General features: G+C 44.6%; 18 protein-coding genes, 6 tRNA genes, 3 rRNA genes and 1 riboswitch (1 of these 28 running past the window's edge). Of the genes, 4 read left to right on the top strand and 23 right to left on the bottom strand.

Annotated elements, in window-relative coordinates:
- Positions 1-10 precede the first annotated feature (10 nt).
- The 5 genes from ANCC_RS00550 to metG form a co-directional block, all read right to left on the bottom strand.
- Complete coding sequence (locus tag ANCC_RS00550; protein WP_006567963.1) at positions 11-826, bottom strand: PTS mannose/fructose/sorbose/N-acetylgalactosamine transporter subunit IIC; 816 nt, start codon at positions 824-826, stop codon at positions 11-13.
- 67 nt (positions 827-893) lie between these two features.
- Positions 894-1,370 carry a PTS sugar transporter subunit IIB gene (locus ANCC_RS00545; RefSeq protein ID WP_006567964.1) on the bottom strand — a complete coding sequence of 159 codons (477 nt, stop codon included), beginning with the start codon at positions 1,368-1,370 and terminating at the stop codon, positions 894-896.
- Between the two features lie 11 nt (positions 1,371-1,381).
- Positions 1,382-1,813 carry a PTS sugar transporter subunit IIA gene (locus ANCC_RS00540; protein WP_006567965.1) on the bottom strand — a complete coding sequence of 144 codons (432 nt, stop codon included), beginning with the start codon at positions 1,811-1,813 and terminating at the stop codon, positions 1,382-1,384.
- A 499-nt stretch (positions 1,814-2,312) separates the two neighbouring features.
- Positions 2,313-3,050, bottom strand: a complete 738-nt coding sequence (locus ANCC_RS00535) for a MurR/RpiR family transcriptional regulator (RefSeq protein WP_006567967.1) — start codon at positions 3,048-3,050, stop codon at positions 2,313-2,315.
- A 399-nt stretch (positions 3,051-3,449) separates the two neighbouring features.
- Positions 3,450-5,396, bottom strand: a complete 1,947-nt coding sequence (metG, locus tag ANCC_RS00530; protein WP_006567969.1) for a methionine--tRNA ligase — start codon at positions 5,394-5,396, stop codon at positions 3,450-3,452.
- 124 nt (positions 5,397-5,520) lie between these two features.
- Between metG and ANCC_RS00525 the strand changes: the two genes are divergently transcribed.
- The 3 genes from ANCC_RS00525 to ANCC_RS00515 are packed head-to-tail and all read left to right on the top strand — an operon-like array spanning position 5,521 to position 9,496.
- Entirely contained in the window at positions 5,521-7,317 is a 1,797-nt protein-coding gene (locus tag ANCC_RS00525; protein ID WP_156340639.1) for a DUF885 domain-containing protein, read from the top strand.
- Between the two features lie 53 nt (positions 7,318-7,370).
- Positions 7,371-9,038 (top strand): phosphoenolpyruvate carboxykinase (ATP), encoded by a 1,668-nt coding sequence (locus ANCC_RS00520; protein WP_006567971.1) that lies wholly within the window; start codon positions 7,371-7,373, stop codon positions 9,036-9,038.
- A 20-nt stretch (positions 9,039-9,058) separates the two neighbouring features.
- Positions 9,059-9,496, top strand: coding sequence for a MarR family winged helix-turn-helix transcriptional regulator (locus ANCC_RS00515; RefSeq protein WP_006567972.1), 438 nt, complete (start codon positions 9,059-9,061; stop codon positions 9,494-9,496).
- 35 nt (positions 9,497-9,531) lie between these two features.
- Here ANCC_RS00515 and ANCC_RS00510 read toward each other — a convergent pair whose 3' ends face one another.
- From ANCC_RS00510 to ANCC_RS00500, 3 genes are all read right to left on the bottom strand, one after another.
- Complete coding sequence (locus tag ANCC_RS00510) at positions 9,532-10,005, bottom strand: nucleoside recognition domain-containing protein (protein ID WP_006567973.1); 474 nt, start codon at positions 10,003-10,005, stop codon at positions 9,532-9,534.
- Positions 10,006-10,201: 196 nt separating this feature from the next.
- Complete coding sequence (locus ANCC_RS00505; protein WP_039946827.1) at positions 10,202-14,281, bottom strand: MSCRAMM family protein; 4,080 nt, start codon at positions 14,279-14,281, stop codon at positions 10,202-10,204.
- 81 nt (positions 14,282-14,362) lie between these two features.
- Positions 14,363-14,455, bottom strand: a riboswitch (cyclic di-GMP riboswitch).
- Between the two features lie 48 nt (positions 14,456-14,503).
- Positions 14,504-15,085: a hypothetical protein gene (locus ANCC_RS00500; RefSeq protein ID WP_006567975.1), complete on the bottom strand. Its 582-nt coding sequence runs from the start codon at positions 15,083-15,085 to the stop codon at positions 14,504-14,506.
- A 141-nt stretch (positions 15,086-15,226) separates the two neighbouring features.
- On the opposite strand from ANCC_RS00500, the gene ANCC_RS00495 reads away from it, so the two are divergent.
- Positions 15,227-15,490, top strand: a complete 264-nt coding sequence (locus tag ANCC_RS00495) for an AbrB/MazE/SpoVT family DNA-binding domain-containing protein (RefSeq protein ID WP_006567976.1) — start codon at positions 15,227-15,229, stop codon at positions 15,488-15,490.
- Positions 15,491-15,550: 60 nt separating this feature from the next.
- Here the strand turns inward: ANCC_RS00495 and rsmI are convergent, their stop codons facing one another.
- The 15 genes from rsmI to ANCC_RS00420 form a co-directional block, all read right to left on the bottom strand.
- Positions 15,551-16,399, bottom strand: a complete 849-nt coding sequence (gene rsmI, locus ANCC_RS00490) for a 16S rRNA (cytidine(1402)-2'-O)-methyltransferase (RefSeq protein ID WP_006567977.1) — start codon at positions 16,397-16,399, stop codon at positions 15,551-15,553.
- Positions 16,400-17,152, bottom strand: a complete 753-nt coding sequence (locus ANCC_RS00485) for a tRNA1(Val) (adenine(37)-N6)-methyltransferase (protein ID WP_006567978.1) — start codon at positions 17,150-17,152, stop codon at positions 16,400-16,402.
- Complete coding sequence (locus tag ANCC_RS00480; RefSeq protein WP_182483065.1) at positions 17,142-18,008, bottom strand: PSP1 domain-containing protein; 867 nt, start codon at positions 18,006-18,008, stop codon at positions 17,142-17,144. The genes ANCC_RS00485 and ANCC_RS00480 overlap by 11 nt, the downstream gene beginning before the upstream one ends.
- Positions 18,002-18,994 carry a DNA polymerase III subunit delta' gene (gene holB, locus ANCC_RS00475; RefSeq protein WP_039946863.1) on the bottom strand — a complete coding sequence of 331 codons (993 nt, stop codon included), beginning with the start codon at positions 18,992-18,994 and terminating at the stop codon, positions 18,002-18,004. The genes ANCC_RS00480 and holB overlap by 7 nt, the downstream gene beginning before the upstream one ends.
- A 38-nt stretch (positions 18,995-19,032) precedes the next feature.
- On the bottom strand, positions 19,033-19,668 hold the full coding sequence (tmk, locus tag ANCC_RS00470; RefSeq protein WP_022260685.1) for a dTMP kinase: 636 nt from the start codon (positions 19,666-19,668) through the stop codon (positions 19,033-19,035).
- A 1-nt stretch (position 19,669) separates the two neighbouring features.
- Positions 19,670-21,049: an aminotransferase class I/II-fold pyridoxal phosphate-dependent enzyme gene (locus ANCC_RS00465; RefSeq protein WP_006567982.1), complete on the bottom strand. Its 1,380-nt coding sequence runs from the start codon at positions 21,047-21,049 to the stop codon at positions 19,670-19,672.
- 130 nt (positions 21,050-21,179) lie between these two features.
- A tRNA-Phe gene (locus ANCC_RS00460) sits at positions 21,180-21,252 on the bottom strand.
- A 158-nt stretch (positions 21,253-21,410) separates the two neighbouring features.
- Positions 21,411-21,484, bottom strand: a tRNA-Met gene (locus ANCC_RS00455).
- A 6-nt stretch (positions 21,485-21,490) separates the two neighbouring features.
- Positions 21,491-21,572 (bottom strand) — tRNA-Tyr (locus ANCC_RS00450).
- A gap of 72 nt (positions 21,573-21,644) precedes the next feature.
- Positions 21,645-21,717 (bottom strand) — tRNA-Thr (locus ANCC_RS00445).
- A gap of 9 nt (positions 21,718-21,726) precedes the next feature.
- Positions 21,727-21,799, bottom strand: a tRNA-Val gene (locus ANCC_RS00440).
- Positions 21,800-21,835: 36 nt separating this feature from the next.
- A tRNA-Asp gene (locus tag ANCC_RS00435) sits at positions 21,836-21,909 on the bottom strand.
- 77 nt (positions 21,910-21,986) lie between these two features.
- A 23S ribosomal RNA gene (locus tag ANCC_RS00430) occupies positions 21,987-24,882 on the bottom strand.
- 375 nt (positions 24,883-25,257) lie between these two features.
- Positions 25,258-25,375: ribosomal RNA gene (gene rrf / locus ANCC_RS00425) — 5S ribosomal RNA — on the bottom strand.
- Between the two features lie 96 nt (positions 25,376-25,471).
- Positions 25,472-25,578, bottom strand: a 16S ribosomal RNA gene (locus ANCC_RS00420) (it continues 1,427 nt past the right edge of the window).
- The 16S, 23S and 5S rRNA genes sit together here with 6 tRNA genes alongside, the layout of an rRNA operon.

The following is a 25,578-nucleotide window of genomic DNA, read 5'->3' as shown; positions in this document are numbered from 1 at the left end:
TTCCCCTCCCTTATTCAAAATCGTCATCAAACTCATCGTCAAAACCACCGGCTGTTGCTGCTGCCGTCTGCTTTTCCTCTGCCAGAGCTACTACTCCGGTATAAATATAAGCAACGATACCTGCGATGATGGCAATCGGCATAGTATCCAGATTCAAATAAACGGCAATGATAAATCCAAGCACATACCATAACAGAATTCCCGGTTTGCTGATTGCTCTCAGATTCATGGCGATACCGATGGCCGGTAGTAGCCCTCCAATGACTTCCAATGCTTGAATCGGCCGCCCGCTCAGCGCGTTGATAATGTTTGTAACCATCTCAGACCCAAAGTAACAGCCCAGGGCTACCGGTATACATCCGATAACAAAAGCAAAAACTTGAGGCGGTACAATATGCAGAAATTTAGCCTTCTTCATATTCCCTTCTTCTGCCGCTTTGTCGATCATATGTACAAAGAATACATCTACCGTCATATGGATGACCCAGATGATTGTTCCCAAAAGACCAATAGGTACTGCCAGTGCGATAGCTGCTGTCGGTTTCACTTCTGCTGCCATGGCCAGAGCCGTTCCCAGTGTACCTGCCAGACCGGGATCAGTGGGAGGTGCCCCTCCTGCTGAAATATAAGCGATGAATGGAAGCTGTATTGCCGCGCCTATGATGGCACCCTGAACCGGATCTCCGAGAATAAATCCCACTATGACACCAGATACCAGCGGCTTTTGAATGATTGTGCTTCCCAGACAAGTCAGCCACGGTGTTCCATTGATTCCAAGGTAATACACGATTCCGATGAGAACCGCCTGAACAACTGAAATACTCATAATTTTTCCACCTTTCTTTTTCTTAATATTTACGAGAGTCTTACCTCTTTTTTCAACACAGAAAATGTCATAATAACTTTGCTACATCAACTTTTGCATCTTCCGCTATAATCTGAATTTCTGTACGGCACCCGCTATCAACAATCTTCTTTAGAAACTCCCGTTCTTCTTCTGAGGCTGAAATGTTTTTATAAAATTTCTCCCGCCCGCTGCCTGCTCCCATACCGCCAATATTTAAGTGTCCAAACTGGATTCCCTGCTTGATTAACATTAAAACTGTTTTAGGATACTTGACCAGAATAATAACTTTATCATCAGGCTTAAATCCTTTTTTAAGCCTTGCCACTGCCTTCTGTACTGTAAATACTCCAAGACCTACATTTCCGGGAACAGCATTTTTTAATACAGTCTTCATGAACGGATCAGCCGCTGTTTGGTCATCAATCACCATAATTTTGTTGGCACTTGTAAAGTTCAGCCATGAAGTCATCACCTGTCCATGAATCAGTCTGTCATCAATCCTTGTCAATACAACTCCCTTCATTTCTATTCCTCCTAAATCTCATCCATTTCTGTGTCATCCAGCATTTCCTCATACTGCTTGTGCAAAAGAACCACCGGCTGATTTCCGGCCTCCTCACATATGTCAGCCAGCTCATCTAAGCCGCTTTGATCTCTCATCATCACAGCCTGTACCACCATTCCCATGCTGACTCCTGCGATCGCTTTAAAATTCTTTGTGTCCGCCATGCATTTCATCACCATATTGGATGGACTCCCGCCTAAGATATCCACAAATCCCAGCACTCCGTCCCCATCGTCCAGCTCTTTTACTGCCATCCTGATTTTTTGCTCAAGCTCATCTATTCCGTCACCGTGATACAGTCCGATGGTCTTAACCTGGTTTTGTTCTCCAGCGATCAGTTCCACCGCGTTTAACAGTCCTTCTGCAAATCCTCCATGGGCTGCAATCAAAATTCCAACCATTTCCGCTCCTCCTTTTCTTTTATAAATCCATTATAACAGGGCAGGACTGAAAATGTTTTCTTGTTAAGGCTGGCTCTGCTGATGTATATCAGTTGAAATATAGGAGAAATGAATGTTTTTGCATAAAAAAAGAGTGTGGAAACCCAGGATTTCCCTTTTCACACTCTTTTTTTGTTATCTATTTATTTACTTTTTTTACAATTTATATATACATGTCAAGAAATAAAATATATAATGAAATTGCTGTCGATTCTTTCCAGCTGAAAGGAGGTGGCACAGTGGAATACATACTTCGTTTTCTTATGTCAGTCATATCATCTATAGTGAATTACTACATCCATAAATGGCTGGATCATAGAAGAAAAGACAGTTAATAAAAACCCCCGGAGACCAGTCCTCTCCGGGGGTTTTTCTGTCACAGTGGACATACTTCTATTTTCTTACTGCTTTTATGATACCCTTTTTAGTAATTATTGTCAACAGTCATTTTAGTCCATCCTCAAAGATTCAAGTAATCAATCAGCGTTCTTGCAATGATCTGCAATGGAAGCCTGGATACGATATCAAAGTCCTCGATGGTCTTGTTTCTCTGGTTATATCCCAGGACAGACAAGTCTGAATAATCTTCTAAATCTGTCTTTGGCAGGCAGCAGCAGGTCACCACATTTGCACCTACCTTCTTCGCATTCTGGGCAGTCAACAGCAGCTCCGGCGTACTGTTCTTTATAGAAAAAATAATGATCAGGTCACCCTGCCTGAACAGTTTATCCGACTTTTTCATAACCTCTGAATCTGACAGCATATATGCATTATACCCAAGCAGCTGAAGCTGCAGTTCCACATCTTTGGCAATCCATGCGGTAGAACCTCTTGCAATGATATAAATCTTCCGCGCCGTCTTAATAAAACGTACTACCTTGAGGATCGTCTCCGCTTTCAGTATTTCGATGGTTTTCATGCACTCTGTGACAGACTTCTGAAAAATTTCGTTGACAATCTCTCCCTCCACCATATCTTCTATCTTTGCAGAAAGTTTATAGCGCAGCTCCGAGAGACCGTTATACCCACACTTCCTGACAGCCCTTGAGACAGTCGGAGGAGAGGTGAAACTCTTTTCGGCGAGTTCAGTGATCGTCAGCTTTAAAAACTGATCTTCATGTTGATTGATATACTCTATCACCTGCCGTTCGGCTTCTGTAAGCCCGCTTTCCAGTTCTTCTGTAATCTCAACTATCATAACCTATATTTCCCTTCTCACGTTGAAAAAACTGATTGTCTGTGATATAGTAAATATATAGTAAAGAGCAGCTGTCCCAATCTGGGATGGCCATTATAAAAGTACACGAAAAACCACCTTATAACGACCAGGTAATAAGGGTGGTTTTTCGCTTTTCTAAATTAATGACATATCATATATATGAATGTCAGTAATGCCAGAAGAAACATTCCAAAAGACATTAAATCTTTAAAGTCAAAATGTTTCATAGCCACCACCTCCATTCTATGTAGAATGAAGACCATCCACCCTATAGCAGCTGCTCATCTTAAATGATACAATATTTTTTGGAAATAATCAACAAACACAAAAAGAACCTTGTGAAAAATTCTACACAAGGTTCTCTATGTTTTTTAATCTCTAACAGATCTCCGCCCCTGCCGGCATATCTTTTTCAGGCACAACCAAAGCCAGTTCTCCTTTTTCATTTTCTGCACAGAGCAGCATTCCCTCAGAAAGCACTCCTGCAAGCTTAGCTGGCTTTAAGTTTACTAAGACCATGACTTTTTTGCCCACCATCTCTTCCGGCTTATAATAGGCCTTGATCCCAGAAACGATCTGCTTCACTTCGCTTCCCACACGCACCTGGGAGCAAAGCAGCTTCTTGGACTTTTTGACTTCCTCGCAGGCAATGATCTCACCTACCTGGAACTGCATCTTACCGAATTCGTCAAAGGTGATCTCCTCTTTTGGCTCTATGTCGATCACAGGACCTGCTGCCGCCTGTGCCTGCTTATTCATCAGCTCTTGCGCCTGTTTGAGCACCTCTTCTTCATCAAGCCGCGCAAAAAGGATCTCAGGCTTTTCTGTCACTTTCGTACCGCTTTTATAATGACCAAATGTAGTCAGATCCTCAAACCTTCTGGGTTCTGCATTCAGCTGTTTTAAGATCTTCTCCACAGTCTCAGGCATATACGGCTCCAGCAGGGCCGCTCCGGTTAAGATACCTTCCACCAGGTTATATAATACCGTGGCGAGACGATCTTTCTTTGCCTCGTCCTTTGCCAGCACCCACGGCATGGTTTCATCAATATACTTATTACAGCGCTTGAATACATTAAAAATCTCTGTCATGGCATCTGCCACCTTGAGCACGTCCATCTTTTTCTGGACCTTATCTCTGGCACCGGTAACCACAGCTTTCAGCTGGTCGTCAAACTCATCCTCAACACCCTTATCTTCCACGACTCCGTCAAAGTATTTGTTAGACATGGAAATGGTGCGGTTCACAAGATTGCCTAAGGTGTTAGCAAGATCAGAGTTCATACGCTCAACCATCAGCTCCCATGAGATCACACCGTCGTGTTCAAACGGCATCTCGTGGAGGACAAAGTAACGCACTGCGTCCACACTGAACATCTCGGCCAGATCATCTGCATACAGAACATTTCCTTTGGACTTACTCATCTTTCCATCACCCTGCAAAAGCCATGGGTGTCCAAAAACCTGCTTCGGAAGCGGAAGGTCAAGGGCCATCAGGATGATCGGCCAGTAAATCGTATGGAACCGGATGATATCTTTTCCGATCAGATGAAGATCAGCAGGCCAGAGCTTTTTAAACTGATCTGTGCTGTTTCCGTCACAATCGTATCCAATCCCTGTTATATAGTTGGTCAGGGCGTCCAGCCATACATATACTACATGTCCTTCATCAAAATCTACCGGGATTCCCCACTTAAAAGAAGTTCTGGACACGCACAGGTCCTGAAGTCCCGGAAGCAGGAAGTTGTTCATCATCTCATTTTTTCTGGACTCCGGCTGGATAAATTCCGGATGAGCGTTGATATAGTCAATGAGCCTGTCCGCATATTTGCTCAGTTTCAGGAAATACGCCTCTTCCTTGGCCGGCTGTACTTCCCGTCCGCAGTCCGGACATTTGCCGTCCACCAGCTGGCTTTCTGTAAAGAAGGATTCGCACGGGGTACAGTAAAGTCCCTCATAGTGTCCCTTGTAAATATCTCCCTGTTCATAGAGCCTTTTAAAAATCTTCTGTACCTGAGCTTCGTGGTCCGCGTCCGTTGTGCGGATAAACTTATCGTAAGAAGTATTCATCAGATCCCAGATCCGTTTGATTTCCCCTGCCACGTCGTCCACAAACTCTTTCGGCGTCACACCCTTCTCAGCGGCTTTTAATTCTACCTTCTGTCCGTGCTCGTCGGTTCCGGTCTGAAAAAATACGTCATAGCCTTCCATTCTTTTATATCTGGCAATACTGTCTGCCAAGATAATCTCATAAGTATTCCCGATGTGAGGCTTGCCAGATGTATAAGTAATCGCAGTTGTTATATAATATGGTTCCTTGCTCATGTTTCTCCTCCATTTTCGCATTATACTGTGTTTTATTATAGTACATCTTGCAAAGATAGTCTATTTTTTTCCTTTAAAAAATAGTATAATAGTATCTAAGAGATTCTATTCAGAAAGGATTCTTATGCATAAATATACATATCGTAAGTTTCTTGCATTTACCATGGCTGTCATGGTGGCATTCACTGGCTGTTCCAAAGGATCGGACACCGGGAATCCCTCCACAGCGAAAGAATCAGAATCCACCAAAGACAAAGCATCGGACCGGCAGAAGTTTGACTCCTATTTGAACCAGCTTTTCAAGGAACACGTCAATTCCAATACGGTCAATCTGCATTATACCCTTGCACATCCGGAACGCTACGGCATCAAAGCCAAAAAGGCCGATCTGGGCAACATCGACTTAAAAGACCTTGACCAGGCAGAAGCCCAATGTAAGAAGGAGTTAAAAAGGCTTGAGAGTTTCAACTATAAAAAACTCTCCAAGAGTCAGAAGCAGTCTTATGATTATCTCATGGACTACTTTAAGCGCCAGCAGAAACTGGCACCTTACCCCTATCTTCAGACGGTTTTAAGCCCTACTCTCGGCTCCCAGGCCCAGCTTCCCGTGACTTTGTGCGAATACCCTTTAAGAACCAGGGAAGATGTAGAAACCTACCTTTCTCTGCTCTCCAAAGTCGGTTCCTATTTCGACACGGTCATCCGCTACGAAAAGGAACAGGTCAAACGGGGATATTTCATGTCAGATGCGGATGCCGATGCCGTCTTAAAACAAATCAATGATTTTACAAGGGCCACCGACCACAATTATATGATCGAAGTGTTCAACACAAATATTGATTCGGTTTCAGACCTCAGCACCAACCAGAAGAGAAATTACCGGAAGGAAAACCGCCGCCTGATCTTAGAAGAAGTGATTCCGGCCTATGAGAATCTGTACAGTGATTTGAAGAACCTGAAAGGAAACGGAAAGAACAGGCAGGGCTATGCCCATTTCAAAAATGGGAAGTCCTATTATTCTGCTCTCGCCTCCTATAAAACCGGCTCTGACAAGACCGTGCCTCAGATGATCAAGGCCACCGAAGCACACCTTCTTTACCTTCAGACAGAGATGACAGAGATCATAAAAGAAGATCCCTCCATCTACCATGCTTTTTTAGATTTAGATCTGAATAAATATTCAAGCAAAAAACCATCGAAGATCCTGTCACAGCTGAAGCAGAAAATAAAAGATAAGTATCCTGCTGCCGCCGAAGTAGAGTGTGACATCAAATATGTCCATTCTTCTCTGGAAGAAAACTCAAGCCCGGCTTTTTACATGATTCCTGCCATCGATGACTATAAGAAAAATGTCATTTACATCAATAAGGCGCAGACCGGCCAGGAATCCCTGTATCCGACGCTGGCTCATGAGGGCTATCCGGGACATTTGTATCAAACCACTTATTTCCACAGCAAAAAAGAACATCCGATCCGTTATATTCTGGATTATCCGGGATACAGCGAAGGCTGGGCCACCTACGTGGAGATGGACTCTTACAGTTACCTCGATATGAAGCAGGAACTTGAGCCATTAAAGAAGCTTCTGCCGGACAATTATCTGTACAATATGGCCTTAAGTGCCAGAGTGGATATGGGTGTTAACTATGAAGGATGGAGTGCTGACGAGGCAGTCAAATATATGCAGCAGTACGGAACCATCAGTACCTCCAGTATGAAAGCCCTTTACCGCTATGTCATCCAGAATCCGGCCAATTACTTATGCTACTACATCGGTTATCTGGAGTTCATGGAATTAAAAGATTATTATAAAGAGAAATCTGGAAATGCTTATGATGAAAAAGTTTTTCATAAAATCATATTAGATGCCGGACCTAACAGCTTTCGTATACTCAGACAGCGCATCGACGAAAACCTGTAAATCCGGGTACGATCTTTGTACCTGCAAAACACATAAGTTTAGGAGGAAAGATTATGTCAACAAAAGCACGCTACACCCATGACGAAATTGGAAAAGGAAAACCGGGATTCTCAAAGACCCGCTCCATCATTGAGGCCGCATTTTACGGCAACAACGTCATTGAGGTTGTAAACCTGAAGCAGGCATATGAGCTTGCTAAAAATTCTCCGGGAACCATTGTTACCGACATGCCGGTCTACCGCGGAGAAGAGTTCGGCCTGAAAAAAGACACAAAAGTTCTGCTGTTCAACGACGGCTCCGTTACCGGACGCTGTGCGGCAGCCAGAAGGATCGCGGGAAGTCCGAACGTGGATACTAACGATCTGGATTTAAAAGTGATGGATGCGATCTACGATACACGCAAAAAGACCATGTACCACGCAGAAGTCTATATCGGCTTAGACCCTGAATTTATGGTTAAGGCACATCTTCTGATTCCGGAGGGAGAGGAAAACATCCTGTACTCCTGGATGCTGAACTTCCAGTATGAGTCTGATGAATACAATAAAATGTATAAAAAGTCCCGTGCCATCGGCAGCGAGTCTGATATTTATATTTTCTCTGATCCTCAATGGAGCCATCCGGAACATCCGCTTGGGCTTACTTACTTCAACACCCAGACCAACTGTGCAGCTTTGCTTGGAATGCGCTATTTTGGAGAACATAAGAAAGGTACTCTTACCATCGCCTGGGCGATTGCCAATAGAAACGGCTACGCTTCCTGCCACGGCGGACAGAAAGAATATCGTTTAAGTCCGAACCACAGTTATGTTGCATCTTTCTTTGGCCTGTCCGGTTCAGGAAAATCAACACTGACTCACGCCGTACACAATAATAAATATGATATCACCGTCCTCCACGACGATGCCTTTATCATCAACACCGAAACCGGCTCTTCCATCGCTATGGAGCCTACTTATTTTGACAAGACCTCAGACTACCCGACCGGGTGCGAAGACAACAGGTATCTCCTCACAGCACAGAACTGTTCTGCCACGAGAGATGACAAAGGAGATGTTGTCCTTGTCACTGAAGACATCCGGAACGGCAACGGCCGGGCTATCAAGTCAAAACTCTGGTCTCCAAACCGTGTAGACAAGATTGAATCTCCAGTTAACGGCATTTTCTGGATTATGAAAGATCCTACCATTCCGCCGATCATCAAAGTCAACGGTTCACATTTGGCTGCAGTCATGGGCGCTACCCTCGCCACAAAGCGTACTAACGCAGAACGCCTGGCGCCTGGAGTAGACCCGAACCGTCTGGTCGTGGAACCATATGCAAACCCGTTCCGTACTTATCCTCTTGTGGATGATTACAACAAGTTCCGTTCCCTTGTAAAGGACCGCCATGTAGAATGTTATATCTTAAATACCGGCGACTTTATGGGCAAGGATATCACTCCTGGTGTTACTTTGTCTGTATTAGAACAGATCATTGAGGGCAATGCCCAATTAAAACCTTGGGGACCGTTCAGCAACATGGAAACGATCGAAGTGGAAGGATATGTCCCTGATTTTGATGATGAGACTTATGTCAATACCCTGAAAGCAAGAATGACAGAACGTCTGAACTTCATCTTTGAAAAGGATACACAGGACGGCGGATACAATGCTCTTCCTACTGAGGCAAAAGAGGCTCTGGCTAAAGTAATCAGCGAAGCGCACAACCATGTAAAATAAAAGTGAGGTGAATTCTTACCGTGACCAAAGAGCAGCTGAATGACATTGTGGTAAACCTTTTCCATGAAATATCTTATCAGGAGGAAAAGGCGGTCATCACAGAGGAGTTCAAAGACATTTCCAACAAAGAACTGCATATCATCGACGCGATCGGAACCGGCAGTCCGAAGAATATGTCTTCCATCGCAAAGGCCCTGAACATCACGGTAGGTACGCTGACCATCGCCATAAACAGTCTTTTAAAAAAAGGCTATGTAATCCGCAGGCGCGGAGAGCAGGACCGCAGAATCGTTTATATATCCCTCTCTGACAAAGGAAAGGAAGCCTTTGACCATCACAGTCAGTTTCACCGCGCGATGCTTGAAGATGTACTTTCCCGATTAGACGAAGAGGAAGAACGCCTTCTGATACGGATCATGGAATATTTCCGGGATTACTATGAGACAAAAAACAATTAAAAACGGGGGGCTGGAAATCTTTCCAGCTCCCGTTTTTAATGCATCCCGGTGAGAAATACACTGGCCATTACTCCTGCGAAGGTTGCCAGAAGAGCACCTGCCAGGGTGTATCTGGTCTTTTTGATATGTACGGCCGAGAAATAGATAGACATTGTATAAAAACATGTCTCGGTAGAACTTAAAATAATTGATGACATGACTCCCTGAGCTGAGTCAGGGCCAAAGTTCTTAAAAATATCCAAAAGGAATCCAGTAGCTGCCGAAGATGAAAACAGCTTTGCAAAGATTACCGGAAGCACGTCCTTGGGAATCTTTAAAAGCTGTCCCACCGGACTCAATACGGATACAAGAAGATCCAGCGCTCCGGACGTCCTGAAAATCTGCACAGCTAAAAACAGTGCAATCAGGGTAGGGGCAATTTCCATGACTACCTTAAATCCATCCTGGACTCCTTCCAGAAACGGCTGATACATTTCTTTTTTTGAAATCATTCCATACAAAAGTATCATGAATAAAATTAAAGGGATAATAATGCCGGACAGCGAAACAATCACAGTCACACCCGCCTTATTACTTTATATTATAATATATACATGCATCCTCGTCCTATATGCCAAAAACAGGTAAGATTGATAGAACTCATTATAATAAAAAAGGATACCAGAAACAAATCGTGCTTTCCTGGTATCCTTAGATTATTTTTGGTTACTTCTTATATTTTTTTCTGAGAAGCAGCAGTACGGCACCTGCCGCACACACAGCCACTATGGCGTAAACAGCTGTATGTGAACTGTCTCCGGTTCTGGAAACCCTTGATTCAGTCACCGATTTGCTGGAAGCTTCAGAAGTTTTGACAGTTTCACTGTCCTCTCTGTAGTAAGAATCTTCATCCTCAGGTTCTTCATATGTTGTCGTGGTTGTTGTCTCACTTGTGCTAGATTCTTCTTCATCATCTCCACCGTAATATGGATCTTCCGGTGAAGGCTCATCATACATTTCCACAGTCTGCAGTTCTCCCCCTGCATTCACTGTAAACCTCACATCCTCTGCAAGTTCGTAGCCAAACGGTGCTTCTGTCTCCCTTAAAATATATTCTTCTCCGGGAATAAGCTTTCCTGTGACCGCGTGTGCCTCCTCTTCAGATGTCCACTCTTCAACGATCAATTCTGATCCGTCTTCCTGAATCTGAATGATCTGAAGCTCAGCTCCTGCCAGCGCTTTCTTCGTCGCTGCATCCAGCTTGATGACAGAAACTTTTGTAGGTACATTTTCAGCTTCGACAACTACCGGTGTCTCTGCTGCCTGATCGTTAATTCTGAATTCATATTTGGTCTCCGCATCCAGATTGTAGCCTTCCGGCGCTTTTGTTTCCTGGAAATAATAAGTTCCAAGCCTCAGATAGTCAAATCTGATCTGACCCTGTGCATCGGTCTTAAGTCCCTGAGCCACTAACTCTCCGTCTGCCTTGTACAGACTGAATTCTGCTCCTTCAAGAGTCCGGGCGTCTTCGCTGCTCACCTTTTTAAGGAGAACGGAACCTCGTTTTGCTTCATTTGTAATTGTAAAACCAAAGTTCAGAGTTCCATTTTCATCTAATGAGAAAGTGTAGTCTCTTCCGTCAAACTGAACCTGTACTCTGTCGGATTCTTTCTCCCCGATCACTAGTTTGTGCTCCGCTGCGTCCAGTACATAATCGTTCAGAGCCTTTGTCTCTTTCAGATAATAGGTGTTGCCGTATTTTAATCCTGCATCGAAAGCAATCCTTCCCTTGTTATCTGTTTTCATAACACTTCCAACTTCATTCTTATTATGGTCATAAAGCTGAAATTCAACATTTTCCAAGGGAGCATTATCTTCTGCATCTGTTTTGTTTAAGATAAAACGAATGTTATCACCTGTCAGGCCGCTGTTCATTCCGCTTAATATCAATGGGACACTGCCGCTGGTTACCTTGGTCTCTTTGGCACTCGCATCAAAGGTAACGGTGTTTTTAATATTTCCTGTGGCAGATGTGACATCTGTGATAAATAAGACTTTAAACTGGTGAGTTAAATCCAGTCCATCCGGGAATGTAAACACAATCTTACCTGAAACATCATCATAATCTGAATCCATTCCGGAAATCTCTTTATTGTTTGCCGTCACATCGATCAGCTTTACAGATCCCTCTCTGTAAGTCAGTCCCGGCTGAAGCTGATCTGTAATTTCGGCCTTCTGTTTCGTAATTACCGCATGGTTTTTATTTACATTTACGGTCCACTCTACATAATTTCCTTTTTTATAAGAGGTGGTTTTTTCTACATCTGGCGTATAGCTTACATTTACTTCAGCTTTTGCTGTCAGCTCTGTTTTAAACTCGTCTGCCCGTACACTCACTTCATTGACTGCACTTACCTTTTCTGGTTTTGTCTCAGCCTTTGTCTCATCGGTAACGGTACTCAGTGTCATGTCATTTTTGTCTGTCGGAAGCATTTGTTCCGGGAAGTAAATAATGATACTATCACCGCTGACCTCATAGTAAGGCTGATCTGCACTCTTCTCTGTCCCAAGAACTTTATCTCCGTATTTAAGGCTTCCCTCTACGAGTCTGTGGCCTTCCGGAAGCTTCTCTGTGACAACCATGTTATGAATGTAAATGCCCTTTGACCTGAGCCAGATCGTCCAGTTGAATTCATCTTTGCTGCTGTTATAACTTCCCTTCTTGGAAACGAAAGTCTGGATATTTACAGAACCTGTTCCCGTAATATCCTGTTTGTTACCATCCCATTCGAGAAACACATGGTTTTTAAAAGAAACAGCCGGTGAGTTCCCATTTGCATTCTGAGTGAACTGAAGGGCTCCGCCCTTAATCCTTGTTGTATATGTGATCGTGCATTTGTTTTTTCCAAGATCCTTTATAGTAAAAATTAATTCGTTTCCATTTACCTGCACATTTTTTTCATTCTTGCCCTTATAATTAGCATTAAAAGATCCGGCAATGTATTCAAGCCCTTCCGGAAGCACATCTTTAAACTGAATGTCTCCATTCACTGTTTTGGTTGGATTGTTATTGACAGTGACTGTCCATTTTATGGTATTGTCATCTTCAACTCTTGCAAAGGCTCCTGACTTTGTAAGTCCCAGCTTTCCTTTCTGATATCCGCTTCCCCAGCTGGAATCCTCATAATCAGAAATGCTTACATGGTTTCCAACCGTCATGACTGCAGTATTTCTTACACTTCCTTTTTTTACAGCCGCCTCGGTATCCAGCCAGATCTTATAATTGACATAGACAAAGTTATTGTTGTACTTTGGATCAAGTGTTACTTTAAATTCTCGTGTTGCCGTATCATACGTATATTCATTTTCACCCGGTGTACTTCCTGCTGCCTTTGTAAGTTTCACTGCATTGCCGCTGCCATATTTCACTGTGAGCTGTCCTTCTGTCTCCATCAGTGAGGTTCCTTCTGGAAGCTTATCTGTAAATGTAACCGGCAGTTCTCTGCCCGCTGTATCGTACCAACCTTTCAGCTGAAAGCCAAGATACGGCTTCTTTGCATCGTCATCATATCCTATATTATTGGATGCATTTTTATCTTTCCAAAATGCATATCTTACCACCCGGACTGAAGCATCGGCTGAAGCTTCACCTTTACTGTCCCCTGTCTTAATTGTTACAGTATTAGCTGCAATGGCAGACATATCTTTTGCACCATTGGACTTATAATCTGATTCAAAAAATTCATCCGTAAGCTTTGTTTTGTAAGTTAATGTATGGGAACCATTGCTGATCTTTCCGAACTTATAGTTCCATCCATTGTCAGTTAGTTCCGGATCGGCAGTTTTTGTTCCGTCTAACTCCACGGAACCTTTTACAAAGACTTGTTTTTTATCAAACGTATCTATCAGGGTGTATCCTTCCAGATTATTGTCTCCCTTATCCGGTGTGGCAATGACCGTCCATGTGATGGTCTGGTCTTCTCTGTTCAGCGTTCCCTTTTTCGCTACTTCAGGGCTTTTCTTTTCCACTTCCGGTTTAAAGTCAGTCTGATACTCCTGCCCGAATCCCTCAAGTTGTCCCAGATCGAAAATAATTGTCTCTTCTTTTAACTGATCTGCGTCCACGCTGCAGCTAATCTCCATGAACCCTTCAATATTAGATTGAGTCAGCGTTTTTGGAAATTTTACTGTGATGGTCGCATTGTTGTTTACGGTCCAGTTCGGAACTTCCTCTACAGCGCCTGCCTGTTGCTTATTTAATTTCTGCGCAGCGCCGCTGAGACCATCTAACTGGAACACGTTCGGCATTTTCAGAATATAAGTGGATCCTCCCTGAATGGTTTCCTTATTCGGAATTTTGAACTCATATCTGATGATCACATTGCTGTCTTTTGTGACAGGATGAGACTCCGTGAACGGATTTCCTAAATGGTCTGTAAATGCAAATTTAGTTAAGTATTTGGTGAAATTGCCGTTTGTCACCACAGGATCTGATCCCTGTTTTACGGACTTTACGGCTGTTTTTTTCTGAATTGCTGTGACAGATGCAGTGCTCTCGGCCTTTGCGGCTTCTGTATTACTCTCTGTTGCGGCCTTTTGCTCTGTTGTGACAGATTCTGTGGCCATTGCAGCTGTTTCCTCAGTTGCTAAAGAAGCCTCTGTTGTAGAAGTGATCTGTTCTGATGCAGTTTCTGTTTCCGCCTCCTGTGCATGGACATTGGTGAACGCACCATTCCCTGCGATAAATGATATCGTCAGCACAAAAGCCGCAAGAACTGCAAGACTTTTTCTTACCTTTTTACTCATTTTCATACCCCCATTTATTATTTGAAACAAAAAAGACTGAGTATCCAACGGATTCTCAATCTACACATAAATAATAATTTATGAGGCAGCTGGCTGGCACGATCATACTCCCTATACGATATAGCCCCTTTAGCTTTGCGTCACTGCCTTTCGGCAGCTTTGCCTATTTATTTTACTCTTTCTAAACCTATATTCTCATCATATACAAATTGTCTCTAAAAATCAAGTGCTTTTCTGAAATTTCTCGATGATCTTTGCAAAGAGAATTCCTACGATCGTGGAACAAAAGGTTGCAACAATGGCCGGCGCAACAATCGCGGTCGGATTCACACTTCCGTACTGGCTTCGGAATACGATGATGTTGACCGGAATCAGCTGTAAAGATGAAATGTTAAGAATCAGAAACATACACATTTCCCTGGTGGCGACACCTTTGTGCGGATTGATCCTGTCAAGGGCCTTCATTGCCTTGATCCCTGACGGTGTTGCGGCCCATCCAAGTCCCAGAAGATTAGCCACGATATTCGTGCTGATGTATTCCTTTGCCTCCTTATCCCTCAACCTCGGAAACAGAAGCTTTAAAAAGGGCGCTATGAGTCTCTCAAGCTTTTTTACAAGGCCTAAGGAGACTGCAACGTTCATAATCCCGGACCATACCCCCACGACCCCGAACATCAGGATACAGAGTTGTACAGCTTCCTTAGAAGAATCCAGAATCGTGTCTGATACGGCATTCAGATTACCGTTTATACTTCCTATTAATATACCTGCTAAGATTAAAATACTCCATATATAATTGATCAAAGGAAAACTCCTTTTTCGTTCTTAGTGTATCCTATTCTTTTCCCCATAAGAATATGCTTCAAAGCCCGGATTTGACAAGCTTTGTGAGGTATGATATTGTTAGGTATAGTAGTTTACTAATTTGCAAGGAGGGAAGCGAATATGAAGAGTACAGGTATTGTAAGAAAGCTTGATGAGCTGGGACGTATTACTTTACCAATTGAGTTAAGACGTAATCTGGATGTGAATGAGAGGGATCCCCTTGAGATCTTCGTTGACGAAGATACGATCATATTGAAAAAGTACAATCCAGCAGACATCTTTACTGGCGAAATGGATGATCTCGTTGAGTACAAAGGCAAGAAAGTGTCAAAAAGTTCTATCATTGAATTGGCGAAACTTGCTGGTTTAAATGTTGCAGAATAAAGCAGTGGGATATAGTGAAAGGACATATGCTGGATGATATGTCCTTTTTTTGATGTTATTTTATTTCTTATACCGGAGAAGCTCCTGATAAATGTCTCTTTTTCCTACTCCGCGGTCTTTGGCCACCAGTTTCATAGCCTCTTTTTGTGAGAGGCCTTTCCCTAAATAGCGTTCCATATGCTCCATCAAATCGAGTTCCTGAAACTGCTCCTGGCTCTCCTTTTTCAGTTCCTCCAATGTTCTTCCCTGAATGATCAGAACACACTCACCCTTTGCCGGATGTTCGGTATAATAGGAGATGACCTCTTCCATCTCAGAAACAAATACCGTTTCATGCTTCTTTGTCAGTTCCCTGCAGACCGTCATTTTCCTATTCCCCATCGTGCTGTAAAGTTCCTCCAAAGTCTTTAACAGCCTGTGGGGAGCCTCATACAAAATAATCGTCCGTGTTTCATCCTTCAGCTGTTCTAAGATCATGGCGCGCTCTTTTTTATCTGGCGGCAGAAATGCTTCAAAACAGAATCTTCTGGTTGGCTGTCCTGAAATAATCAGTCCATTGATCAGGGCACATGCACCCGGCAGGGACGTTACCTGAATGCCGTTTTCATGACACTGTCTCACCAGTTCTTCTCCCGGATCTGAAATGCCCGGTGTTCCTGCATCCGTAATCAGTGCAATGTTTTTTCCATCCTCCAGAAGCTTTACAAGATAACGGGCTTTTTCTACACGGTTGTACTCGTGATAGCTCGTCATCTTTGTCTTAATATCAAAGTGATTTAAAAGCTTAATGCTGTGCCGTGTGTCTTCCGCAGCGATCAAATCTACAGCTTTTAACGTTTCCAGTGTCCGGAATGTAATGTCCTCCAGATTGCCGATAGGCGTTGCACATAAATATAATTTCCCTGCCATTTAAACCTCCTCTGGTTTCCATCCATAAATTTTATAAATTTCTTCCGTATACTGTCCGGGCTTTTCATAGATGATCAAAGGCGGTTCGACCTTCATCCTGGACTTCCCTCCTTTTACTGCTTCCAGCAAAAAAATATTGGATTCTTTTTCCCTGTAAGGATAAACAAACCGGATTCTTTTGGGCTCCAGTCCGTCATTGCTCAAACAGTTAAGGATCTCAGAAAGACGATAGCTTCTGTGAACCAAAAACAAACTTCCGCTGTGTTTTAAAAGGACTCTGGCAGCACCGGAAATATCCCGGAATCTGCACAGGATCTCATGTCTTGCAATGGCTTTCGCATCATTTGGATTCCTGAAGCCATGATCATTCACCATATAAGGCGGATTTGAAGTAATGACATCAAAACTGTCATGTGAAAAAATCGCAGAAGCCTTCGTAATATCGCCTTCTACGATCTCTATCTTTTCTTCCAGCCCGTTTAATGCAGCACTTCTTGCTGCCATCCCGGCCATCTCACTCTGGATTTCCAGCCCGGTAAAATGTCTTCCGGGCGTCTTGGCTTCCATGAGGATTGGAAGAATCCCCGTTCCTGTGCCAAGATCCAGCACATTTCCGTTTTTCTTCACTTTGACAAAAGAGGACAGCAGAACCGCGTCCATTCCAAAACAGAAACCGTCTTTTTTCTGGATGATCTGATATCCCTTTATACCCAGATCATCCAATCGCTCTCCGTCTCCAAGTTTAGCTCTCATGATTCTTGTGACTGCCCTTTCCCCGTCTTTTTCTCGCATTTTTCGGATGATAATTCAAATCATCCAGCTTGTACTCCACGATTTCCTTATCGCCGTTGTCATCTTCTACGATCAGCTTCACATTTTGTCTGAGTATATTGACCCGCTGCACTTCGCCAGTGCGGCCATCCGGTGTTTTCACTGCGTCTCCGATGTTCGGCAGTTTCTTGTTCAGGTATTCGTATGTCTCCTGCTCATTTTTCAGACAGCACATCAGTCGCCCGCAGACCCCTGAAATCTTAGTGGGATTCAGAGACAGGCTCTGTTCCTTTGCCATCTTAATGGAGACCGGAATGAATTCCGACAGATAAGAACTGCAGCACAGTGCCCGTCCGCAGATTCCAATCCCGCCGAGCATCTTTGCCTCATCTCTCACACCGATCTGGCGCAGTTCGATTCTTGTTCTGAAAATAGATGCCAGGTCTTTCACCAATTCACGAAAATCCACACGGCCGTCCGCGGTAAAGTAAAACAGGACTTTATTGTTGTCAAACGTATACTCGGTAGCTACCAGTTTCATCTCCAGTTTGTGTTCCCGGATCTTCTGTGAACAGATAGAGAAAGCTTCCTTCTCTTTCTTCAGATTTTCCAGTGCTGCATCTTTATCTTCTCTGGTTGCAATCCGAAGAACCGGTTTTAACTCGTCAGAGACGGCTTCCTTGTCCACTTTCTTTTTGTCCGTTACGACTCTGCCGTATTCCACGCCGCGGGCAGTTTCCACAATCACATGGTCTCCCTGTTTTATGTCAAACTTTTTTGGATCAAAAAAATATACTTTCCCGGCAGTGCGGAACCGCACTCCAACTACTTCTACCATACCTTTCCATTCTCCTTCATCGTTAGAAGCAACATTTCCATCGTCACTTCAAAATTCACGTTCGCATTCAAGCGTACTCTGGCCTTCTGAATCTCGTCCATGATGTGGGTAAGGCCTTCAAATGTAATATAAATTTCCTGCTCTTTGAGCTGGCGGTACTTGTCCTTGAAAATCAGAAGATTCACAGATCCCGTTGTCTTGAGGATCAGCATATCCCTGTACCAGTCTGTCATAATGTCAAGAAAATCATAAATCTGTTCTTTATATTTTGTCAATGTCTTTAAATAAGAAATCATCTCATGAAGTTCAATATGATGTATATAACCAAGCATTCCCAGCGCCTCATTCAGCATCTCGTGGAACTCTTTAGTCTCAGCCACATGGACAGCCTTTCCAAGGTTGCCCAGTGAAAACGATACTGCGAAATCAATCATATCCTCATCTGCCTGCGTATGTTCCTTCAGGTAATCCCTGATCTGATCTTCGGGGACAGTTCCCAGAGACATACATACACATCTGGACAATATTGTCTCCAGCAGGCGGTCTTTGTTGTTTGTAAGAAGCAGGATCACTGCATACTCCGGCGGTTCTTCCAGCGTCTTTAACAGTGCATTCTGAGCCCCTACATTCATACGGTCTGCATCGTCCACAATATATATTTTATAATTGCTGCTGTACGGCTTAATGTCTATGGTCTCATTGATCCCCTGTCTGATCTCATCTACGCGGATCTCGTATTTTTCATGTGTTATATAGATCAGATCCGGATGGTTTCCCGTATCCGCCTGACGGCACGGCGTACATTGTCCGCACCCCTCATGTTTCTCACAGAGCAGCGCTTTTGCAAAGGCTTTTGCCAATGTCATCTTTCCTGATCCGTCTTCTCCATTCAGTAAATATGCATGTGAAATCTGTCCGGTCTGAATGGCTTCTTCAAAATGCTGTATGATCTTCTTATGTCCAACCACGTTATCAAAACTCTTCATCTCATCCTCTTCCATCCCTATGAAATCAATCCCCTGCCTTACGTCTGTTTTGTCTCTCTCGTCAGGGCATCATCAACTGCTACTTTTATCTGACGGTGAATTTCCTCAATGGAGTTTCTCCCGTCTATTTTAACCATTCTGTTTTTATCTCTTTCGGCTAACAGCCTGTATCCTTCCACCACTTTCCTGTGAAATTCCAGCTTTTCTGATTCCATACGGTCCAGCTCTGCCTGCTGTTTCTTCCTTCCGATGCCGGTCTCTGCATCCACATCAAGCAGGAGCGTTATATCCGGCATAGTATTTCCCACTGCAAAACGGTTTACTTCATATACCAGATCAACACCCAGTCCCCTTGCAATTCCCTGATATACGGCCGAAGATTCTATGAAGCGGTCACAGATGACTACTTTTCCCTGGTCCAGAGCAGGCTGTATGACTTCCTCTACTAACTGGGCCCTGGCCGCAGCGTACAAAAGAAGTTCTGTCATATGTCCCATGTTTTTATAATCCCGGTTGAGGATCACTTCACGGATCGCTTCGCTTATAACCGTGCCTCCCGGTTCCCTGCATACTATTATATCATACCCCTTCTGCAATAAGTAGACTCTTAATAAATCAATCTGTGTCGATTTTCCGGCACCGTCCGGCCCTTCCATCGTTATAAATATTCCCATCTCAAACCCTTTCATCCACTATGTAAATCCGGCCTTCTGACAGACCGATCAAATTCATCTTCTGTTCCCGGTACTCCTTCATTTTCTGCACTATTTCCTCTGAAATTCTCTCTCCCGGCACCGCCAGCGGTATACCCGGAGGATATAAAAATATAAATTCCGCACTGAGCTCTCCGACCGCTTCGTACGGAGACACCAGCTTCCTGCCCCTGATCTTTGCCTCATAAGGCGTCATAACCTGCTCAGCAGCCGGAATAACAGCCTGTCCCGGATTTGGGACATGGTACAGGCTTTCATCTGTCTCCAGAAAAGCCTCACACAATTTACCTAACGCCTCTTTTGTATCACAAATACTCGTCATAGCCGTGACATAGGATATTTCGGACATCTCCAGCTCGATCCCATATTCACTCCTCAAAATATGAAACAGCTCTTTGCCGGTAATCTTTGTATCTCCGGTCAAAACAACGATTTTCCCCGGATCATCTGTCCTTAAGAGCTTCAGATTTCTCATATGTTTAAGTCTGGCCCGGATATCCATTAGATTCTGAACATAGTCATCAAACAAGTCCGGCCTGTCTGCACATTTCCTGACACAGTAATCAATACTTGCCATCAAAATATAAGACGGACTGCTGCTCTGAAACGTAGATAAAGCCTGCTGAATCTCCCTGGTGCCTATCCTGGAACTGCATATGTGCAGAAGTCCGGTCTGAGTAAGGGAAGGCAGTGTCTTGTGCAGACTCTGGATCACTGCGTCTGCTCCCTGAGATACCGCACTCTCGGGAAATCCACTGTGAAATACAAAATGTGCTCCGTGAGCTTCATCCACGATCAGGGGAATCCCCTCTTCATGAAGAACCTCGGCAATCTGCCTGATATCAGACACGATCCCTTCATAAGTGGGAGAAACGATAACAGCGGCTTTAATGCCTTTTTCCCTGTTCAGGATGTCCTGCACCTGGCTTCTGGTAATCCCCATACAAATATTCTGCTCTATTTTGGGATATAAATAAACCGGCCTTAAACCAAGCATGGAAATTGCATGATATACGGACTTGTGACAATTCCTGCTGATAAGAATCTTATCCCCCAGCCGACAGGACGCAGTCACAGAAGCTAAAATACCTCCGGTGGTGCTGTTGATCAGAAAATAACTTTCCTTACTTCCATATATATGTTTGATATACTCCATTGATTCTTTAATCATCCCTTCCGGATGATGCAGGTCGTCATAGCCGCTGATCTCTGTAGTGTCAAGCGCAAACAGAGATCCCTCTCTCATAATGTCCTGTTTCTTCCTTTTGTGCCCAGGCATATGAAACGGATACAATCCTTCTTTATCTAATTGTCTTAATTTTTCAAAAATAGGATATTTCATAAATTATTTTTAAGCCTCATTTTATCCTATTTTATCATACACACCGTGGATATTCCAAGACATTTTAAGGAGTAGCACAGTCTTTTGTGAAAAACGAAAAAAGCCCTGATATAAATCAGAACTTTTGGGATGCCCAGAGCCGGAATCGAACCAGCGACACGAGGATTTTCAGTCCTCTGCTCTACCGACTGAGCTATCTGGGCTTGGGTATTGATCTTTGTAGTCCGTGTGCCGAACTCAGAATCAAAGATTCTTCGTTCACGGTGTTTCCGCCTATAAAATATAAAAAATAAATAATTCTGACCATAAATGCTCAGCCTTATTTATTTTTATATTTTGCACACTCAAATGCAAATGGAAGTTGCGGGGGCCGGATTTGAACCAACGACCTTCGGGTTATGAGCCCGACGAGCTACCAGACTGCTCCACCCCGCGCTAAAATGGTGGGAGAAGGATTCGAACCTTCGAAGGCGTTGCCAACAGATTTACAGTCTGCCCCCTTTGGCCACTCGGGAATCCCACCATATACATTTATATTATACCATTTCAGCATAAAACTCAAACATAAAATTACGTTTATAACGCAATTTATGAGAGCCGTTGACCGGACTTGAACCGGTAACCTGCTGATTACAAATCAGCTGCTCTGCCAATTGAGCCACAACGGCTGACAAAAATGGGACCAATAGGGCTCGAACCTATGACCCTCTGCTTGTAAGGCAGATGCTCTCCCAGCTGAGCTATGATCCCAAATTTATATTATAAATCCTTCTAAAAAGGAAAAAACGACCCGGATGGGAATCGAACCCACGACCTCCGCCGTGACAGGGCGGCGCTCTAACCGGCTGAGCCACCGGGCCAAATCTTTATAACTTAAATCTATGTACCTTCAAAACTACATACAGAACGTTCCATCAAACTTACTCTTTACCTTTCCTTGGTTAAAGCCTCGACCGATTAGTAACAGTCAGCTCCATACGTTGCCGTACTTCCACCTCTGCCCTATCTACCTCGTCGTCTTCAAGGGGTCTTACTAGATTACTCTATGGGAAATCTTATCTTTAGGGGGGCTTCACGCTTAGATGCCTTCAGCGTTTATCCCTTCCAGACTTGGCTACTCTGCTATGCATTTGGTAATACAACAGATCCACCAGTGGTCCGTCCATCCCGGTCCTCTCGTACTAAGGACAGCTCCTATCAAATTTCCTCCGCCTGCGCCGGATAGGGACCGAACTGTCTCACGACGTTCTGAACCCAGCTCGCGTACCGCTTTAATGGGCGAACAGCCCAACCCTTGGAACCTGCTACAGCTCCAGGATGCGATGAGCCGACATCGAGGTGCCAAACCACTCCGTCGATGTGAACTCTTGGGAGTGATAAGCCTGTTATCCCCAGGGTAGCTTTTATCCGTTGAGCGATGGCAATCCCACGTTATACCACCGGATCACTAAGTCCTACTTTCGTACCTGCTCCACCCGTCGGTGTCACAGTCAAGCCTTCTTCTGCCTTTGCACTCTGCGAATGGTTTCCGTCCATTCTGAGAAGACCTTTGAGCGCCTCCGATACCCTTTCGGAGGCGACCGCCCCAGTCAAACTCCCCACCTGACATTGTCCCCCAGCCGGATCACGGCTGTTGGTTAGAAATCCAATACTGCAAGGGTGGTATCCCAACAGTGACTCTAAAAGGACTGGCGTCCTTTCTTCTCAGTCTCCCACCTATCCTGTACATGCAGTACCGAATCCCAGTATCAAGCTGGAGTAAAGCTCCATGGGGTCTTTCCGTCCTGGCGCAGGTAACCAGCATCTTCACTGGTATTTCAATTTCACCGGGTGTGTTGTTGAGACAGTGCCCAAATCATTACGCCTTTCGTGCGGGTCGGAACTTACCCGACAAGGAATTTCGCTACCTTAGGACCGTTATAGTTACGGCCGCCGTTTACTGGGGCTTAAGTTCAGACCTTCGCGACGAATCGCTAAGCCCTCCCCTTAACCTTCCAGCACCGGGCAGGCGTCAGCCCATATACTTCACCTTGCGGTTTTGCATAGACCTGTGTTTTTGCTAAACAGTTGCTTGGGCCAATTCTCTGCGGCCATATCGCTATGGCACTCCTTCTCCCGAAGTTACGGAGTCATTTTGCCGAGTTCCTTAACAACACTTCTCCCGTCGGCCTTAGGATTCTCTCCTCATCCACCTGTGTCGGTTTACGGTACGGGCACATAAAAAACAATAGCGGCTTTTCTTGACAGCTGGGGGCCTGGGCTTCCCTACTTTTGTTCGGTCCGCGTAACGCCTTTGCCTTGCATGGGGGTTTTGCCTCCCATACGGCTCCTTCGCTTGCGCCAGTTTTTCCATTCCTGGCTCCCATTTCCCTTCTGTGTCCCCACAGTTCTGTTTTTATGTGGTACTGGAATTTCAACCAGTTATCCATCGACTACGGCTCTCGCCCTCGCCTTAGGTCCCGACTTACCCAGAGCAGATCAGCTTTACTCTGGAAACCTTAGATATTCGGCCGGAAGGATTCTCACCTTCCTCTCGCTACTCATTCCGGCATTCTCTCTTCTAAGCAGTCCACCACTCCTTACGGTATGGCTTCATCCCGCTTACAATGCTCCTCTACCAATGTATTACTACATTCCACAGCTTCGGTGTCGTGTTTTAGCCCCGGACATTTTCGGCGCAGGATCTCTCGACTAGTGAGCTATTACGCACTCTTTCAATGTATGGCTGCTTCTAAGCCAACGTCCTAGTTGTCTTTGAAATCCCACATCCTTTTCCACTTAACACGTACTTTGGGACCTTAGCTGGTGGTCTGGGCTGTTTCCCTTTCGACTGTCCAACTTATCTCGTACAGTCTGACTCCCATCAATCATCTGGCTGGCATTCGGAGTTTGATATGTTTTGGTAAGCTTTGACGCCCCCTAGACAATTCAGTGCTCTACCTCCAGCAGACTTTGATGAGGCTAGCCCTAAAGCTATTTCGAGGAGAACCAGCTATCTCCGGGTTCGATTGGAATTTCTCCGCTATCCACACCTCATCCCCACCCTTTTCAACGGATGTGGGTTCGGTCCTCCACTTCCTCTTACGGAAGCTTCAACCTGGACATGGATAGGTCACCCGGTTTCGGGTCTGCCCTCACTGACTAGTTTCGCGCTCTTAACGCTTGCTTTCACTTCGGCTCCGGACCTTAAGTCCTTAACCTTGCCAGTACGGGCAACTCGCCGGACCGTTCTACAAAAAGTACGCAGTTCCCCATCTAAAGGGGTTCCACAGCTTGTAAACATAGGGTTTCAGGTTCTCTTTCACTCCCCTCCCGGGGTCCTTTTCACCTTTCCTTCACAGTACTATGCGCTATCGGTCACTAAGGAGTATTTAGCCTTACGGGGTGGTCCCCGCTCATTCCCACAAGGTTTCTCGTGTCTCGTGGTACTCTGGATCCTGCTAGGGTACTTCAGACTTCGGATACGGGGCTTTCACCCTCTCTGGCCGGCCTTCCCAGGCCGCTCTCCTGTCCTACATAATCCCACATCGCAGTCCGAACCCCAGGATGCACGCATCCTGGTTTGGGCTCTTTCCATTTCGCTCGCCGCTACTTTGGAAATCGAGGTTTCTTTCTCTTCCTCCGGGTACTTAGATGTTTCAGTTCCCCGGGTTCCCCACGCATGGCTATGAATTCACCATACGCTGACAGAGGTTCACTCTGCCGGGTTTCCCCATTCAGAAATCTGTGGATCAAAGGATATTTGCTCCTCCCCGCAGCTTATCGCAGCTTATCACGTCTTTCATCGGCTCTTAGTGCCAAGGCATCCACCCTACGCTCTTTCTACTTTAACCATAGAACGGACGATAGTTGTTCTATCATCCTCATTGTCATCTAGCGTGATGACAACGGGTAATTCGTTTTGTTTGATGTCTTGTCATTTCTTATAAAAAATAACTTTTTGTTCTGTATGAAGTTTTCAAGGTACATCCGCGCAGCAAGGATTGCGTGCACAAAAAGGGAAGGATATCACGTGGAGAATTCATTCTCCTAAGCGCATATGCTTTTCTTTTTGTATAAGCGGCTCTGCCGCGATCGAAGAAGCGAAGCTTCTGAGATTCACGCGTTACCACCAACAATCTCTGTTACACTTTCTATTCTGGCTTCTTCAGCCATTCCATACAAGAACTTTGTTCTTATATCGAATCGCCAAAGAATGTTGAAATAAAATCCGGCAGCCACCTACTTTCCCAGGTCGTCTCCAACCAAGTATCATCGGCCGTATTGGTCTTAACCATCGTGTTCGGGATGGGTACGGGTGTGTCCCCAAAACGCATCGCCACCGGAAACTTTGAGTACAAAACAGGTTTCTCTCCTGCTTGATACTTTTTTGTTATCATTGATAACTAAACAATAAGACAACCTCTACTTCTTCTTCCTTAGAAAGGAGGTGATCCAGCCGCACCTTCCGATACGGCTACCTTGTTACGACTTCACCCCAGTTATCGGTCCCACCTTCGGCAGCTCCCTCCTTGCGGTTGGGTCACTGA

Source organism: Anaerostipes caccae L1-92, from assembly GCF_014467075.1.
In the GTDB taxonomy this organism is placed as follows: Bacteria; Bacillota; Clostridia; order Lachnospirales; family Lachnospiraceae; genus Anaerostipes; species Anaerostipes caccae.
Note: the sequence above shows the minus strand (reverse complement) of the source record. Positions and strands in the feature narration are given on the sequence as shown.